At 70.3% G+C, this 12,546-nt stretch carries 17 protein-coding genes and 1 tRNA gene; 10 read left to right on the top strand and 8 right to left on the bottom strand.

Annotated elements, in window-relative coordinates; genetic code table 11:
* Nucleotides 1-145 precede the first annotated feature (145 nt).
* Complete coding sequence (locus tag ACGFZ2_RS10905) at nucleotides 146-325, bottom strand: DUF4236 domain-containing protein (RefSeq protein ID WP_350706667.1); 180 nt, start codon at nucleotides 323-325, stop codon at nucleotides 146-148.
* A 168-nt stretch (nucleotides 326-493) separates the two neighbouring features.
* Between ACGFZ2_RS10905 and ACGFZ2_RS10910 the strand changes: the two genes are divergently transcribed.
* From ACGFZ2_RS10910 to ACGFZ2_RS10920, 3 genes are all read left to right on the top strand, one after another.
* Complete coding sequence (locus ACGFZ2_RS10910) at nucleotides 494-649, top strand: putative leader peptide (protein ID WP_393452253.1); 156 nt, start codon at nucleotides 494-496, stop codon at nucleotides 647-649.
* Nucleotides 650-858: 209 nt separating this feature from the next.
* Nucleotides 859-1,680 carry an ABC transporter ATP-binding protein gene (locus ACGFZ2_RS10915; protein WP_393452256.1) on the top strand — a complete coding sequence of 274 codons (822 nt, stop codon included), beginning with the start codon at nucleotides 859-861 and terminating at the stop codon, nucleotides 1,678-1,680.
* Nucleotides 1,677-2,249 (top strand): flavin reductase family protein, encoded by a 573-nt coding sequence (locus tag ACGFZ2_RS10920; RefSeq protein WP_393265092.1) that lies wholly within the window; start codon nucleotides 1,677-1,679, stop codon nucleotides 2,247-2,249. Before ACGFZ2_RS10915 ends, ACGFZ2_RS10920 begins: the two co-directional genes overlap by 4 nt.
* Nucleotides 2,250-2,389: 140 nt before the next feature.
* Here ACGFZ2_RS10920 and ACGFZ2_RS10925 read toward each other — a convergent pair whose 3' ends face one another.
* Genes ACGFZ2_RS10925 through ACGFZ2_RS10935 form a run of 3 tightly spaced genes read right to left on the bottom strand, consistent with a single transcriptional unit; the run spans nucleotide 2,390 to nucleotide 4,267 of the window.
* The gene (locus tag ACGFZ2_RS10925) at nucleotides 2,390-2,902 is read right to left on the bottom strand and encodes a GNAT family N-acetyltransferase (protein WP_393265090.1); all 513 of its coding nucleotides are present in this window, start codon (nucleotides 2,900-2,902) and stop codon (nucleotides 2,390-2,392) included.
* Nucleotides 2,902-3,357: an Rrf2 family transcriptional regulator gene (locus ACGFZ2_RS10930; protein WP_334605641.1), complete on the bottom strand. Its 456-nt coding sequence runs from the start codon at nucleotides 3,355-3,357 to the stop codon at nucleotides 2,902-2,904. Before ACGFZ2_RS10930 ends, ACGFZ2_RS10925 begins: the two co-directional genes overlap by 1 nt.
* 7 nt (nucleotides 3,358-3,364) lie before the next feature.
* Complete coding sequence (locus ACGFZ2_RS10935) at nucleotides 3,365-4,267, bottom strand: helix-turn-helix transcriptional regulator (RefSeq protein ID WP_393452259.1); 903 nt, start codon at nucleotides 4,265-4,267, stop codon at nucleotides 3,365-3,367.
* Between the two features lie 195 nt (nucleotides 4,268-4,462).
* Here ACGFZ2_RS10935 and ACGFZ2_RS10940 point away from each other — a divergent pair, with 195 nt between their 5' ends.
* Entirely contained in the window at nucleotides 4,463-5,239 is a 777-nt protein-coding gene (locus tag ACGFZ2_RS10940) for an SDR family oxidoreductase (RefSeq protein WP_393452262.1), read from the top strand.
* Between the two features lie 104 nt (nucleotides 5,240-5,343).
* On the opposite strand, the gene ACGFZ2_RS10945 is transcribed toward ACGFZ2_RS10940, so the two are convergent.
* Entirely contained in the window at nucleotides 5,344-5,775 is a 432-nt protein-coding gene (locus ACGFZ2_RS10945) for an SsgA family sporulation/cell division regulator (RefSeq protein WP_007457244.1), read from the bottom strand.
* 304 nt (nucleotides 5,776-6,079) lie between these two features.
* Here ACGFZ2_RS10945 and ACGFZ2_RS10950 point away from each other — a divergent pair, with 304 nt between their 5' ends.
* From ACGFZ2_RS10950 to ACGFZ2_RS10960, 3 genes are all read left to right on the top strand, one after another.
* On the top strand, nucleotides 6,080-6,625 hold the full coding sequence (locus ACGFZ2_RS10950) for a TIGR02611 family protein (protein ID WP_393265587.1): 546 nt from the start codon (nucleotides 6,080-6,082) through the stop codon (nucleotides 6,623-6,625).
* Nucleotides 6,626-6,752: 127 nt separating this feature from the next.
* Nucleotides 6,753-6,827, top strand: a tRNA-Val gene (locus tag ACGFZ2_RS10955).
* Between the two features lie 184 nt (nucleotides 6,828-7,011).
* The gene (locus tag ACGFZ2_RS10960) at nucleotides 7,012-7,143 is read left to right on the top strand and encodes an NUDIX domain-containing protein (RefSeq protein ID WP_393452265.1); all 132 of its coding nucleotides are present in this window, start codon (nucleotides 7,012-7,014) and stop codon (nucleotides 7,141-7,143) included.
* 14 nt (nucleotides 7,144-7,157) lie between these two features.
* On the opposite strand, the gene ACGFZ2_RS10965 is transcribed toward ACGFZ2_RS10960, so the two are convergent.
* Complete coding sequence (locus ACGFZ2_RS10965) at nucleotides 7,158-7,592, bottom strand: hypothetical protein (RefSeq protein ID WP_393452268.1); 435 nt, start codon at nucleotides 7,590-7,592, stop codon at nucleotides 7,158-7,160.
* A gap of 221 nt (nucleotides 7,593-7,813) precedes the next feature.
* On the opposite strand from ACGFZ2_RS10965, the gene ACGFZ2_RS10970 reads away from it, so the two are divergent.
* From ACGFZ2_RS10970 to ACGFZ2_RS10980, 3 genes are all read left to right on the top strand, one after another.
* Nucleotides 7,814-8,623 carry an alpha/beta fold hydrolase gene (locus ACGFZ2_RS10970; protein ID WP_393452271.1) on the top strand — a complete coding sequence of 270 codons (810 nt, stop codon included), beginning with the start codon at nucleotides 7,814-7,816 and terminating at the stop codon, nucleotides 8,621-8,623.
* Between the two features lie 694 nt (nucleotides 8,624-9,317).
* Nucleotides 9,318-9,839 carry a hypothetical protein gene (locus ACGFZ2_RS10975; protein WP_393452274.1) on the top strand — a complete coding sequence of 174 codons (522 nt, stop codon included), beginning with the start codon at nucleotides 9,318-9,320 and terminating at the stop codon, nucleotides 9,837-9,839.
* A gap of 243 nt (nucleotides 9,840-10,082) precedes the next feature.
* Nucleotides 10,083-10,727: a pentapeptide repeat-containing protein gene (locus ACGFZ2_RS10980; RefSeq protein ID WP_393452581.1), complete on the top strand. Its 645-nt coding sequence runs from the start codon at nucleotides 10,083-10,085 to the stop codon at nucleotides 10,725-10,727.
* Nucleotides 10,728-10,858: 131 nt separating this feature from the next.
* Here ACGFZ2_RS10980 and ACGFZ2_RS10985 read toward each other — a convergent pair whose 3' ends face one another.
* Both ACGFZ2_RS10985 and ACGFZ2_RS10990 read right to left on the bottom strand, forming a co-directional pair.
* Nucleotides 10,859-11,806 carry a hypothetical protein gene (locus tag ACGFZ2_RS10985; RefSeq protein WP_393452276.1) on the bottom strand — a complete coding sequence of 316 codons (948 nt, stop codon included), beginning with the start codon at nucleotides 11,804-11,806 and terminating at the stop codon, nucleotides 10,859-10,861.
* 141 nt (nucleotides 11,807-11,947) lie between these two features.
* On the bottom strand, nucleotides 11,948-12,280 hold the full coding sequence (locus ACGFZ2_RS10990) for a PadR family transcriptional regulator (protein ID WP_393452584.1): 333 nt from the start codon (nucleotides 12,278-12,280) through the stop codon (nucleotides 11,948-11,950).
* Between the last annotated feature and the right edge of the window lie 266 nt (nucleotides 12,281-12,546).

Consider the following 12,546-nt stretch of genomic DNA (forward strand, 5'->3'; position numbering starts at 1 on the left):
CGCCGGCGCAACACCTGAGCGACGGCGCCACTCCTGCCCGACAGCGCCTTTCTTCCGCGCCGGCGCCACTCCTCGGGCGATGGCGGCCCGAACGCCGGGCGGGGCGCCGGTGGAGACCACCGGCACCCCGCGCGACCTCGGGACGTCACGCCCGGGACTTGTCCTGCTTCCAGGACAGCGGGCCCGGCAGGTCGACCCGGTGCGCCCTGGCCCGGGAGTTCCAGGACCAGCGGCCGATCTTGATGCTCCAGGACGAGAAGCCGTTCTCGGTGAAGTTCAGGATGATCGGGCCGTACTTCTTGCGCTTGCGGAACATCAGACCCATCGCGGGGCTCCCTTCGATTCCCTTCCCTGTCCTGACGGCACCGAACATGCCCGGAGCGCTGATTTCCGAAACCCGTCCCGGTCTGTCGTGGACGGTGCCCGCAGGGCCGGCAATCCCTATCCACCAGATGGGTGTTATGGGTCGGTGGACCCTGGTGTGGATGGGGAGATGACGAAAGCGCCGACCCCGATCCCATCTTCTGGAAGGACGTTGACCGGCCGGTACGCCCGCCGGCACGATGAGGTCATGTCGCAGCGGGACGAGCTCCTCCTCACCGCTCGCGTGCACGTCGACCTGGTCCGGCACGCGAGCGCGCTCTGTTGAGCTGACCGGCACCACCCCGGCCCGGCCCCATCGCCGCACTTCGCCCGCCCGTCCGCTCGACGCGGAGCGGCGCGTGCCTCCCTGCCCCTCGTCGGGCTTTCCTCCACCGCGTCGTGGACAGATCAGGAGACTCCCATGGACTCACCCCGTCGTACCCGTCCGCGTGCCCTCTCCGCGGCCGCCGTCACCGCCGTGGGCCGGGTGGCGGCATGAGCACCGACAAGATCCTCTTCGACCGGGTGACGAAGACCTTCCCGGCCCGCGCCGGCCGGCGTGCGTCCCCCGGCGCGGTCACCGCGCTGGACGAGGTCACCCTCGGCGTACGCCCCGGCGAGTTCCTCGTCGTCGTCGGGCCCGGCGGCTGCGGCAAGTCCACCCTGCTCGACCTGCTCGGCGGGCTGTCCCGGCCCACCGGCGGGCAGGTGCTGGTCGACGGCCGGCCGGTCACCGGGCCCGGCCTGGACCGCGGGATCGTCTCCCAGCAGTACGCGCTGCTGCCCTGGCGCACCGCCGCCGGCAACGTCGCGTACGGACTGGAGGCCAGGGGCGTGCCCCGGGCCGAACGCGCCGACCTGGTCGCGCACTACCTGGGGCTGGTAGGGCTCACCGGGTTCGCCGACCGCTACCCGCACGAGCTCTCCGGCGGCACGAAGCAGCGGGTGGCCATCGCCCGCAGCCTCGCCCACGACCCGGACGTCCTGCTGATGGACGAGCCGTTCGGCGCCCTCGACGCGCAGACCCGCGACTCGTTGCAGGACGACCTCGTGCGGATCTGGGAGCGCACCGGCAAGACGGTCGTGTTCGTCACGCACGGCATCGACGAGGCGGTCCACCTCGGCCGGCGGGTCGCGGTGATGACCTCGCGGCCGGGCCGGATCAAGCAGGTCGTCGACATCGACCTCGGCGACCGCGACGCCGTGGCGGACGTCCGCTCCTCCGACGCCTTCCGCCACCACCGCCACCAGATCTGGGCGCTGCTGCGCGACGAGGTCCGCGCCGCGCAGGCCGCCCCGGCCCTGGTGCCGGCGTGACCACCGTCGAGCGTCCCCGGGCGGACACCGCCGACCTGCTGCCGGTGGACCGGGACCTGTACCGGGCGCTGCTGCGCCGGCAGGCCGCGACGGTCACGGTGGTCACCGCCGTCGCCCCGGGCACCGTCGAGCCGGCCTGCCTCGGCGGCCTCGGCGAGCCCGTCCGGGTCGGGTTCACCGCCACGTCGTTCACCTCGGTCTCGCTGGACCCGCCGCTGGTCTCGTTCTGCCTCGGCGTCGCCTCGTCGAGCTGGCCGGTGCTCGCCCGGGCCGAGCACGTCGCCGTGCACCTGCTCGGCGCCGGCCAGCGGGAGGCCGCCCGGGTCTTCGCCACCAGCGGGGTGGACCGCTTCGCCGCGTACCCGCACTGGACGCCGGGGCCGTTCGGGGTGCCGCTGCTGACCGGAGTGCTGGCCCGGCTGCTCTGCCGGATCGTGCACCGGCTGCCGGCCGGCGACCACACCCTCTTCGTCGCCGAGCCGCTCGCCCTCGGCGGCGGCGAGGACGGCGACCCGCTGGTCTACCACCGCGGCGGCTACACCGGCGCGGTCACTGCGGCGCCGGCGTGACCGGCTCGGCGGCGTCGGGCGTGCGCGCGGCGGACGGGTGCGCGTCCGCCGCGCCACCGCCCGGCGGGGAGCCGCTCGCGCTGGACCGGGCCGCCCAGGACCTGCTGTGGGTGGTGACCACCGGCAGGCCGCCGGGTGTCTCAGGCGGGGGCGCGGCCGACGGCGAGGACGCGGGTGACGCTGCCGTCGTCCTCGGCGATGTCGCGCTCGTGGACGAAGCCGAGCTTGCCCAGCAGCGCCAGCGAGGCGTGGTTGGCGTCGGCGACCGTCGCGTACACCCGGGGCAGGCCGAGGGTGTCGAAGCCGTACCGGACCAGGGCCCGGGCCAGCTCGGTGCCGAGGCCGGCGCCCCAGGCCGGCTTCGCCAGCGCGTAGACGAGCTCGTGGCCGTCGACCTGGTCGGTCCGCTTGATCTCGGCATGCCCGACGTACCGGCCCTCGCGGCGGACCGCCCAGACGTCGAAGAGGTCGGCCGCGTAGACCTTGGTGAAGACCCGCCCGAACAGTGCGCCGGCCGCCTCGGCCGCCATCGGGCCGTCGCCCATGAACCGGCCCACCTCCGGGTCGGTGAAGAGGGCGACGAAGTCCTCGGCGTCGTCGGGCCCGTAGGGCTCCAGCAGCAGCCGGTCGGTCTGCAGGGTGGGGGTGGGCATCAGCGCGGCTCCCAGGCGTCGGGCAAAGCGGTCAACCTACGCACGTGGGCGGGCAGCCGGCCACTGATTATCTCCGCGAGGCTCACCTCGTCGACCACCCGTCGCACGGCCGCCCGCACCGCCACCCAGAGCCCGGGCAGGTTCTCGGCCGCGCCCTCGTAGCTGGTCTCCTCCGGGCGCAGGCCGCGGACCCCGGCCAGCGGGCCCTCCACCGCGCGCAGCACCGCGCCGACGGTCACCTCCCGCGGCGGCCGGGCCAGCGTGTAACCGCCCTCCGCGCCGCGCTGCGCCCGGACGATGCCAGCCCGCCGCAGGTCGGCCAGCACCGCCTCCAGGAACTTGCGCGGCATGTCCTGCTCCGCCGCGATGGCCTGGGTGGAGAGCAATCTGGGGTACGCGGTGGCAAGGCTCAGGGCCGCCCGTACCGCGTAGTCGCCGCGCGCGGAGATCTGCACCCCGTCATCATGCCCGGCGGAGCCCGCCGACCGCGTCGGCGGGCGGACGGGGCCGGACGACCAGACCGGGCGCCGGCTGCTCACGGGCGGCCCGGAACGCGCCCGGGCTCATCCCGACCTCACGGGTGAAGAACCGCCCGAAGTTCGTCGGCTCGGAGAAGCCCAGCCGCCGCCCGATCTGGGCGACCGGCTCGTCGGTGGCGGCCAGCAGCCGGCTCGCCTGGAGGGCCACCCGCTCGTCGACCACCTGCTTGGCGCTGCGCCCGGTCACCGCGAGGCAGGCCCGGGTGAGCGTCCGCACCGAGCAGCCCAACCGGTCGGCGTAGTCCTCGACCCGGCGGGTGTGCTGGTAGCCGCGCTCGATCTCCCGGCACAGCCGGTGGAAGGTGGCGGCCTCCGCCCGCGGCACCGGACGGGGGCCCTCGGGCAGCAGGGACAGCCGGAGCAGCAGCACGGCGAGCTGGTGGCGGAGCAGGCCGCGGGCGGCGGCCAGCCCGTGGTGCCGCTGGCAGTCCACCGCGAGCTGGCTCACCTCGGTGATCACCGCGTCCTCGTCCTCGCCGGCGAGCTGGAGCCAGGCCGGGACGGCGTCCGGGTCGACGTCCAGCCCGCGCAGCGCGTCGGCGTCCCAGCGCACCACCGTGGCGTCGAGGTGCGGGCCGGCGCAGCGCAGCACCTGACCGGCGCGCACCCGCAGCAGCGTGCCGGGCCGGCAGGGCAGCGCGCGGAAGTCCAGCTCGGCGGTGCCGTGTCCGCCGGCGGTCAGGATGAGCAGGTCCCGGTCCAGCAGCACCGGACGCCGCCAACCCGGGCCGGACGCGAGGTCACCCAGGGTGAGCGTGTCGATCTCGGCTGGGGTGGTGGCAGGGGTGTCGGGCGGCGCGGGGGAGAGCTGACCGGAAGAGACCATCGCCTGCGACGGTAGCCCGGGGCGACGATCATCGCATCCCGAAGACGGCGGGCGGGGGTTGTCCGGGCTGTCGGCGGCGGGCTACGTTACCGAGCGGTAGAGCCGTCCGGTCGCGGCACGCCCGCGGCCGGTCGCACCGGCCGGGCCGGCCGCGTTCACCCCCGGCGGTCCCGGCCGACTCGCGATGGGATGGGCATGACGGATCTGTTCTCGGTAGACGGCAAGACGGTCCTGGTCACCGGCGGCTCGCGGGGGATCGGCCTGATGATCGCCCAGGGCTTCGTCCGGGCCGGCGCGCACGTGATCATCTCGTCCCGCAAGGCCGACGTGTGCGAGGCCGTGGCCAAGGAACTCTCCACCGAGGGGCGCTGCGAGGCCATCCCCGCCGACCTCGGCAGCGACGCGGGCGCCGAGGGCCTCGCCGCCGCCGTCCGGGAGCGCGTCGACCGGCTCGACGTGCTGGTCAACAACGCGGGCGCGACCTGGGGCGCGCCGCTGGAGGCGTACCCGGAGAGCGCGTTCGACAAGCTCTGGGCCGTCAACGTCAAGGCCGTCTTCCGGCTCACCACCGCGCTGCTGCCCGCGCTGCGGGCGTCCGCCAGCCCCGACGACCCGGCCCGCGTGATCAACATCGGCTCCGTCGACGGCATCCGGGTGCCGTTCATGGAGGTGTACGCGTACTCGGCGACCAAGGCCGCCGTGCACATGCTCACCCGTAGCCTCGCCCACCAGCTCGCCGGCGAGCAGATCACGGTCAACGCGATCGCGCCGGGGCCGTTCGAGAGCAAGATGATGGCGTTCGCGCTAAACGACCCCGCGTCTCGGGCCGCCATCGAGGGGCAGGTGCCGCTCGGGCGGATCGGCCGGCCGGAGGACATGGCCGGCACCGCGATCTACCTGTCGTCCCGCGCCGGGGCGTACCTCACCGGCGCGGTGATCCCGGTCGACGGCGGCATCACCACGCACGGCTGAGCCCGACCCTGGGCGGGAGGGCTGCCCGCGTACCCCCTGGCGGGCCGGAGCCGCGCGGACTCGGCAGATCCGCGCGGCCCCGGATGGCCCGTCTTGCCGGTTTCTCAGCGGCCGGCGAGCAGCCGGTTCACCGCGGTGTCGACGTCCAGGTGCTCGGCCTCGCGGCCGCGCGGGACGACGACGTAGGTTCGCCGCAGGAAGCGCACCAGGACGCTGCGCGGCACCTCGAAGAGGGCGTTGCCGTCGGGCGACGACAGCGCCAGGGCGACGAAGTCCCCGCGCGGGGTGGCCCAGGGCCAGACCCGCACGTCGCCGATGCCGGCCGGCTCGTCGAGGCCGGTGACCAGCAGCTCCCGGGCGAAGGACCAACTGACCGCCTCGCCACCGGCCGATTCGGCGTGGAACAGGACATGGACCGCATACGGATCAGCAGGGTCGTAACGCAGACTGGCACGCACCGGCAAGGCCGTGGCGTCAGGTGCGACGAGCCTTAGCGACGTCTCGACCTCTACGGTCGTCGGTCGGATGACACTCATGGACGATCTCCCCCCGGCACCGCTGCGGAACGCGCGTGTCCCGCTTTTCCCATACTCAGGTGCTACTCCTGGCTACGCTCCGCCATACGCTGACTTCACCCAGTGGTGGGAAGGGGGTCGGAAAGTCCGCGTGAATGTGAGGATTCATGTAGGGTTTTCCGGTTCTGCCCAGTGCGCGATCCCGCCCGGCATCGGGTGGTTCAGTCGTCGACTTACTCCGGTAACGTCCAGTCGACCGTTGCAGTGACGGGCGCGCGCCACACTGGGGGAGGAAATGGTCACGAAACGATCCTCAGTGGATCCGATGGCCGCGCCGGGCGGGCCGAAAGTCGCGGTCCGGGCAGCCGAAAAGCGGGGGTACGGGGTGCCGATGGAGCAGCAGGGCCGGTCAGGTCGGACGCCGGTCGACCGGGGTGGCGCCAACGGAACGGCGCTGGCCGAGCGGCGGCGCCGTCCGCGCTGGCGGCAGCGGCTCGCCACCACCCTCGACCTGATCCGGGCCAACCCGACCGGCCGCGTCGCCCTCAAGATCTTCATCGCCATCGCCGGCGCACTCGTGGTGACCATCGGCATCGCCCTCATCCCGCTGCCCGGGCCGGGCTGGCTGCTGGTGATCGCCGGCCTCGGCATCTGGGCCGTCGAGTTCCACTGGGCTCGCCGGCTGCTCGGCTTCACTCGCCGACACGTGCACAGCTGGACGCAGTGGGTGAAGGACCAGTCGCTGGCCGTACGCTTCGTGCTCGGCAGCGTCGGCCTGGTCTTCGTCGGCACGGTGGTCTGGCTGTCGCTGAAGTACAGCTTCGGCATCGACGTGATCGCCGAGGCCCTGCACTACCTCGCGACGAACTGACGTGCCGCTGCGGCGACCCTGACGTGCCCGTGGCGGGGGCGTGGTGGGGCGGCGGTCGAGACCCGGCGACGCGCCGACCCCGGATTTCCGGTCCGGTCCCTCGATCAGGTAGAGTCATCGGCGCTGAGGGCGATTAGCTCAGCGGGAGAGCGCTTCGTTCACACCGAAGAGGTCACTGGTTCGATCCCAGTATCGCCCACCATGAATAAGGCAAGTTCAAGGCCCCTCGATCGAGGGGCCTTGACTCGTATCTGAGGGTTAGTCGTTGCTCGGAGGCAGCAAAGGACTTCAAACCCGGCGGTCGCGCTCAGCCGTCGAGTGCGTGTAGCGGTTCAACGTCGTCGACGTCTGCTCGTGCCCGATCCCCTTCGCCACGTCGTTGGGGCGTGGCCGACGCTGATGAATCGCCGCTGGCCGCGTGTCGCCGGGAGATCCGCGAAGAGATCGGCCTCGACCTCCCGGCCAGCCGGCTGCCGGCGATAGTTGACGGAGCGGTGTCGCAGGATGCTTGGCGCTAGGGCTGTGATCGGGTTCAGGACTGTGAGCCACGCACCGAATGCCACCAGGCAGTGTCGATGACAATCTGTTCCGTTTCGAGGACGTCACGCTCGAACGCTTCCACGTTGACGGGCCCCGGCGGCTGATCCATCAGCTCGGTGATCTCATCGGGTAGTCGCACGTTGTGCGCGTCGATGTAGTGCGCGAGCCCCTCTGGCCATACGAAGTACTTGCCGTCGGTCAGTTCGGTGGATCCGTTGCGGGTGCCACACAGCCGACACAGTGAGTGGCCGGCTGTAGCTACGAACCACGTGCCACCACGCAGGTAGTCGCTTACCCGTCGTTGGCTCGCCGCATCGGCCTCGCGGTCCACGAATAGCGCGGGGTCGGGCCAGTGCTCTTCGCCTGGCTTACACCAGTAGCCGATCAGCCGCAAAGTTCGGGAGTGGTCTGCCTCGCTGCTCGACACGGGCGTCATCGTCGCATGATCGGGAACGGGCCGAGCGTCACGGATCAGCGGAGGCCGCAGTGGCCGACTTCAGGGCGTCCCCGCAAGGACTGTTTGAGTGACGGTGCGGAGGTGAGTCGGTGGCTGATCTGGGGAGACTGCTCCGACAAAACCTGTTGCACACGGACCTGTCGTCCTGCTTGCCTGACGCCCGTCAACGACTTCCCAACCCCAGGAGAGCTGTGGCCACCACACCGCTCGGAATCGCCTACGACCACGCTGTAGGCACCAACGACCTGCCGATCGTCCTGATCCACGCCGGTATCGCCGACCGTAGGATGTGGGACCCCCAATGGGAGCGTCTCGGCAGCGAACACAACGTCGTGCGGCTTGACCTACGCGGCTTCGGGGAATCGACGGCTCCTCCAGAAGGGGCGCTGTCGCACGTCGACGACGTCCTCTCGACGCTCTCCCATCTCGGCATCGGGCGATGCCACCTCGTGGGATCGTCGTTCGGCGCCGGCGTCGCATTCGAAGTGGCGTTGACGGCGCCGCAGCTCGTTCAATCGCTCCTGCTGTGCCCGCCAGGCGGCAGCCTGCTGGCCGAACTGACCGACGACCTCAAGGCCTTCTTCGACACGGAGAAGAGCGCGCTCGCCGTTGGCGACATCGATGCCGCTGTCGAGGCCAACATCGCCTCCTGGGTCGTCGGTCCCGGCCGGGAGGCCTCGCAGGTCGACCCCGGCTTCCAGGACTTCGTACGACGCATGCAGCGCCAGGCGTTCGAGGTGACCGCGTCATGGGCAGACGTCGACGAGGTTGAGCTGGATCCGCCTGCGTTGGATCGGCTGGACGACATCAAAGCGCCGACGCTGGTGCTGGTCGGCGGTCACGACCTCGCCACGACCCGAGACTCCGCTGACCGGGTGTGCGGAGGGCTTACCAACGTTCGCCGCGTCGACTGGCCGGACGTCGCCCACCTGCCGTCGCTGGAGCAGCCCGACCGATTCCTCGCCTTGCTCCTCGGCTGGGTGGCCAACCAAGAGGGCTGATGGGCCGAGCGGTGATCTGCTCTGACCGGCGATCAAGCACCCTCGCGCCTGAGCGATGTCGGGTCTCAGGACGTCCGTGACAGATCAGTCTCGGGACGTGGGTGACGCATCCGGCTGGACGGCACTTGAAACTTCCGTGTGGGTGCTCGCGAGGGATGCCGCATCCGGCGATCTTGGTGGGTGAGACTGGAGGTCGTGCAGGTGCTGCCCTGGGCGGAGTGTCACCCAGGGCAGCACCACCCCTGCCGCCGGGACGACTCCTCCGGCCCGCTGTCGGCGAGGAAGCGCCGAGTCGGGTCGAGATCGTCCGGCCCGGTGTCGGCCCAACTAGCGATGATCGATTGGCGGCGTGCTGCGAGGCCTACGCGGTTCAGGGTTCGCGGCGGCTGAAGTCACGCGCTGGTAGCCTGACGCGTCTCGCGCAAGAGGTGGAGTCCGCCCGGTGCTCAGGATTGTGCTACGTAGGTCAGTCGCGGTCGTGGCCGCCTGCATGGTGACCGCGTGCGGTTCTTCAACGGCTCATACAGCGGATCGATCAGCGGGCGAGACGATCCCCTCCGCGGCGCAGGCGACGGGCTCGGCCTCAGCCACGAAGCCGGCTTCCCCAGCAGTTCCGGCGACCGGCGGGTCCGGCTACTCCGCGACGCTGTCCGCACGCTTGCTGACCACGGACTCGGTGCCGCCCGGATTCACTGTGGAGATCGCGACAGTTATGCCGCCGGATGCTGGAGATCAGCCCTCAGGCGTCGACGTCTCCTGCTCGGACAGCATGATCCCGCTGCTGTCGGCCACGCGGCTGACCGGGACTCCGTCAGCGATGGCCGCAGCCACCCTCAGCTATGACGCGGGTCCCGATGACCTCTGGGTGGGGAACGAAGTCCTCAGGACCTACGCCGATGACGGCGCACAACGAGCAATGACCAACCTGCGAACCTTCATCGGCCGTTGTCCCACCCTCGTCGTCTCGTCCGGCCTTGGCATCGGCGACAGGTACCGCTTCGCAGTGGCACCAGGGCCGCAGTTGGGCGATGACAGTATTCACGTCAGCTGCAGCTCGACGTCCGATTCTGGCACGCTGGAATGCGACAGCATACTCGTTCGGATCGGAACCACCTTGGTGGCCGTCCAGGAGCACGGCAACAAACCCGGCGGCAACAAATACCTCACCCCGCTCGCCGAAGCTGCGCTCCGCAGATTCCAGACGACCGGATCCTGAATGGCCCTACGCGCCCCCGAGGCCAGGGCCGTTTGCGACCCGGGTGGCGGGACGTCCCCGGACGACGGGGGACTGTTTGTGCAGGTGAGCGGCTGTGGCACTACTGGTCGAGATCGCTCGTTGGTTGCCTGTGGGTCAAGGTCGCTGGATGCCCCGGGTCGCCTTGGCCGTCAGCATGGCCGCTTCCGCTAGTCTCTGCGGGTGGCTGTCCGGGCGAGTCGTGGTGGTCGATGGCGGGCGCCTGTGAAACCTAGGCCGCCGTCGTCGTTGGAACCAGCCACCGAGGACCACGATCTTGAGGATGAGGCCACGTTCCGACGGCTAGGTTTCTTCGACCTCGACTTGTCGGGGCGGTCGGCGGATGGCGTGGAGTTCGAGCAGTGCCGGTTCAAAGGCTCGGACCTGAGCGGTACGCAGCTCGACGGGGCAGCGTTCACGGACTGCCTGTTCGAGAGCACGAACCTGGCAAACCTGCGGGCGGAGAAATCATCGATGATCCGCGCACGGCTGTCGACCTTACGGATGACGGGCGTGCATTGGATCAACGGGGCGTTACGGGATGTGACGATTTCGGAGTGCCGGCTTGACCTGTCGTCGTTCCGCTTTACGGACTTCTCCAGCGTGGTGTTCGAGGGGTGCAACCTGACCCGGGCGGACTTCCAGAACGCGGACCTGAGCGGTGTCCGGTTCACGAACTGTGATCTGACTGGCGCGCAGTTCTCGCAGGCGACGATGGAGGGGACCCGGTTCGCGAACTGCGTCCTCGTCGGGATCGGTGGGGTGACGAGCATGGGGGGCGCGGTCGTCGCCCATCAAGATCTTGTTGCCTTGTCGTACACCCTGGCCGGCGCGCTGGGGATCCGCATCGAGGATGCCGAGGAAGAGTGATCGCCTGCGGTGCCGGCTCAGCGTCGTCCGTCAGCAACAAGTCAGCGGTCCATGATCGTCGGTCGGTGCAGCAGACCCGGCGTGTGGTTTCCGTCTGGCAGCAAGCGACTGCTGCGGCCAGCCTGGCTGGGTCAGTTGATCAGTGGGCCTCGACGAGTGGGGGAAGGCAACGCGGTTACTGGTAGCCCGCCGACGAGGGCAGCCGCACCGAGGTAGGCCAGCGGCCGGAAGAGGATGAACGTGTACCCGACCCACGCAGGTTCTGCCGGATGATCGGGTGTGAAGTAGCTGGCAACCAGGGTCACGGCGCTCAGTGCCGTGGCGGGAAAGAGGGCGAGGAGACCTGCGCCGCAGACGACGACAGTGAGAGTTCGCCGCGTCGGGGTGGATTCCTGGAAGCGCCGGAACACCCATGCCGCCAGCAGCCAGCCTGCAAGACCGCCGGCAAGTAGACCGGCTGTGGTCAACGGCAGTACGACGGCGGGTGTGGTGCGGCCGACGGCGATTTGCAGCCCGTAGTGGGACTCGTCGAGGTAGCCCTCTGAGAAGACCTCCACCAGCCACCCGTCCCGGTGAAGCGCAGTCTCAGGGCAGCAACCGGACGTCTGCTTCGCCGCCGGAAGCCATCCAGCCGCCCGCATCCGTTCGTCCGCTGCCGCTACGACCTGCTGCGGGGATTTGTTGTGGGGGTAGGTGAACTGGAAGAAGACCTTCCCCGCCCGATACTCGTCGGTGCCGCCCACCACGTAGGTCCATCGGGGATCGCTGTACTCCGGGTTGTTGTCGAAGATGAAGTCCCAGCGCTGTGGCTGCGCCGCCGCCTCTGGCGGCAAGACCGGCTGGACCATCTGCAGCACCTCGGCGTTGCTCGGCAGGGGTGGCGCGGTCTGCCAGCCCAGATAGCTGCCGAACGCGCCCAGGGCCACTGCCGCGAACGTGGCGGCGGAGATCGCGGCAAGAACCCCGGCCGCTCCCCACACCCGGAACCGGAAGCGGATTCCACCGGTGAGCAGGTCCACGACCTCCGCACGGCTCGGCCGGACCCGGTCGGCCGGAGCGGCGTCCAGCAAGGTGGTCACCAACTCGGCACCGTGTCGGCGCCGGTAGGACCGCGGGTAGGTCAGCAACAACCTGCGGTAACGGCATGCGAGCCTCGCCCGGTCGCTCTGTTCTGACATCCGACTTCCTTACCGGTTCGTGAAACGACTGGACGAGGCGTATCAAGAGGGAAGCAGACCTGGCAGCGGTGCCCACCCGGCCAGACGCTCCACAGCAACCTCGGAGTTACGACGTAACCGGGCAGCCTCCTGCCGCAGGGCAGCACCCCCGCGTTCCGTGAGCCGGTAGTAGCGCCGCACCCGACCGTCGACCGCATCCTCACGATCAACCGCGATCAGCCCCTCAGCGGTCAACCGGTCCAATGCCGCGTACAAGGTGCCGGCGCTCAGCTTCACCCGGCCGCCGGACAGCTCCGCCACCTGCCGCATCACGCCATAGCCGTGCAGGGGAGGCCCGGCCAGCGCTGCCAGGATCAAGAAGGTGGGTTCCCTCATGGTCACAGCCGCAATATGCAGATGATCGATATAGTCGGGAAGCTTCCAGGGTGCGACCGCCAGGGTTCGGAATCTGGCGGTCGCACGCCACACAGCCCGTAGCCAGCGAGCCGGGGATCATGTAACCCATCAAGCGGAGCCAACATGTAACGCAACAGAGGGACTGCGACAGGTCGGCTGCCGGCGGTCTGGGAGGACTTTCTGTACGTCTATCAAGGCGGCCCGCAACGGGCCGCACGCGCCGCCGCCAGGGCGCGCGTCCGACG

The sequence above is a fragment of the Micromonospora sp. NPDC048063 genome (genome assembly GCF_043202855.1).
Taxonomy (GTDB): domain Bacteria; phylum Actinomycetota; class Actinomycetes; order Mycobacteriales; family Micromonosporaceae; genus Micromonospora.

What these genes read in the sequence shown, in the direction of transcription:
- ACGFZ2_RS10925 (WP_393265090.1), bottom strand. Translation starts at nt 2,902, where the DNA reads ATGCCCACCCCCACCCTGCAGACCGACCGGCTGCTGCTGGAGCCCTAC.
- ACGFZ2_RS10950 (WP_393265587.1), top strand. Translation starts at nt 6,080, where the DNA reads ATGGCCGCGCCGGGCGGGCCGAAAGTCGCGGTCCGGGCAGCCGAAAAG.
- ACGFZ2_RS10915 (WP_393452256.1), top strand. Translation starts at nt 859, where the DNA reads ATGAGCACCGACAAGATCCTCTTCGACCGGGTGACGAAGACCTTCCCG.
- ACGFZ2_RS10905 (WP_350706667.1), bottom strand. Translation starts at nt 325, where the DNA reads ATGGGTCTGATGTTCCGCAAGCGCAAGAAGTACGGCCCGATCATCCTG.
- ACGFZ2_RS10935 (WP_393452259.1), bottom strand. Translation starts at nt 4,267, where the DNA reads ATGGTCTCTTCCGGTCAGCTCTCCCCCGCGCCGCCCGACACCCCTGCC.
- ACGFZ2_RS10945 (WP_007457244.1), bottom strand. Translation starts at nt 5,775, where the DNA reads ATGAGTGTCATCCGACCGACGACCGTAGAGGTCGAGACGTCGCTAAGG.
- ACGFZ2_RS10940 (WP_393452262.1), top strand. Translation starts at nt 4,463, where the DNA reads ATGACGGATCTGTTCTCGGTAGACGGCAAGACGGTCCTGGTCACCGGC.
- ACGFZ2_RS10910 (WP_393452253.1), top strand. Translation starts at nt 494, where the DNA reads ATGACGAAAGCGCCGACCCCGATCCCATCTTCTGGAAGGACGTTGACC.
- ACGFZ2_RS10990 (WP_393452584.1), bottom strand. Translation starts at nt 12,280, where the DNA reads ATGAGGGAACCCACCTTCTTGATCCTGGCAGCGCTGGCCGGGCCTCCC.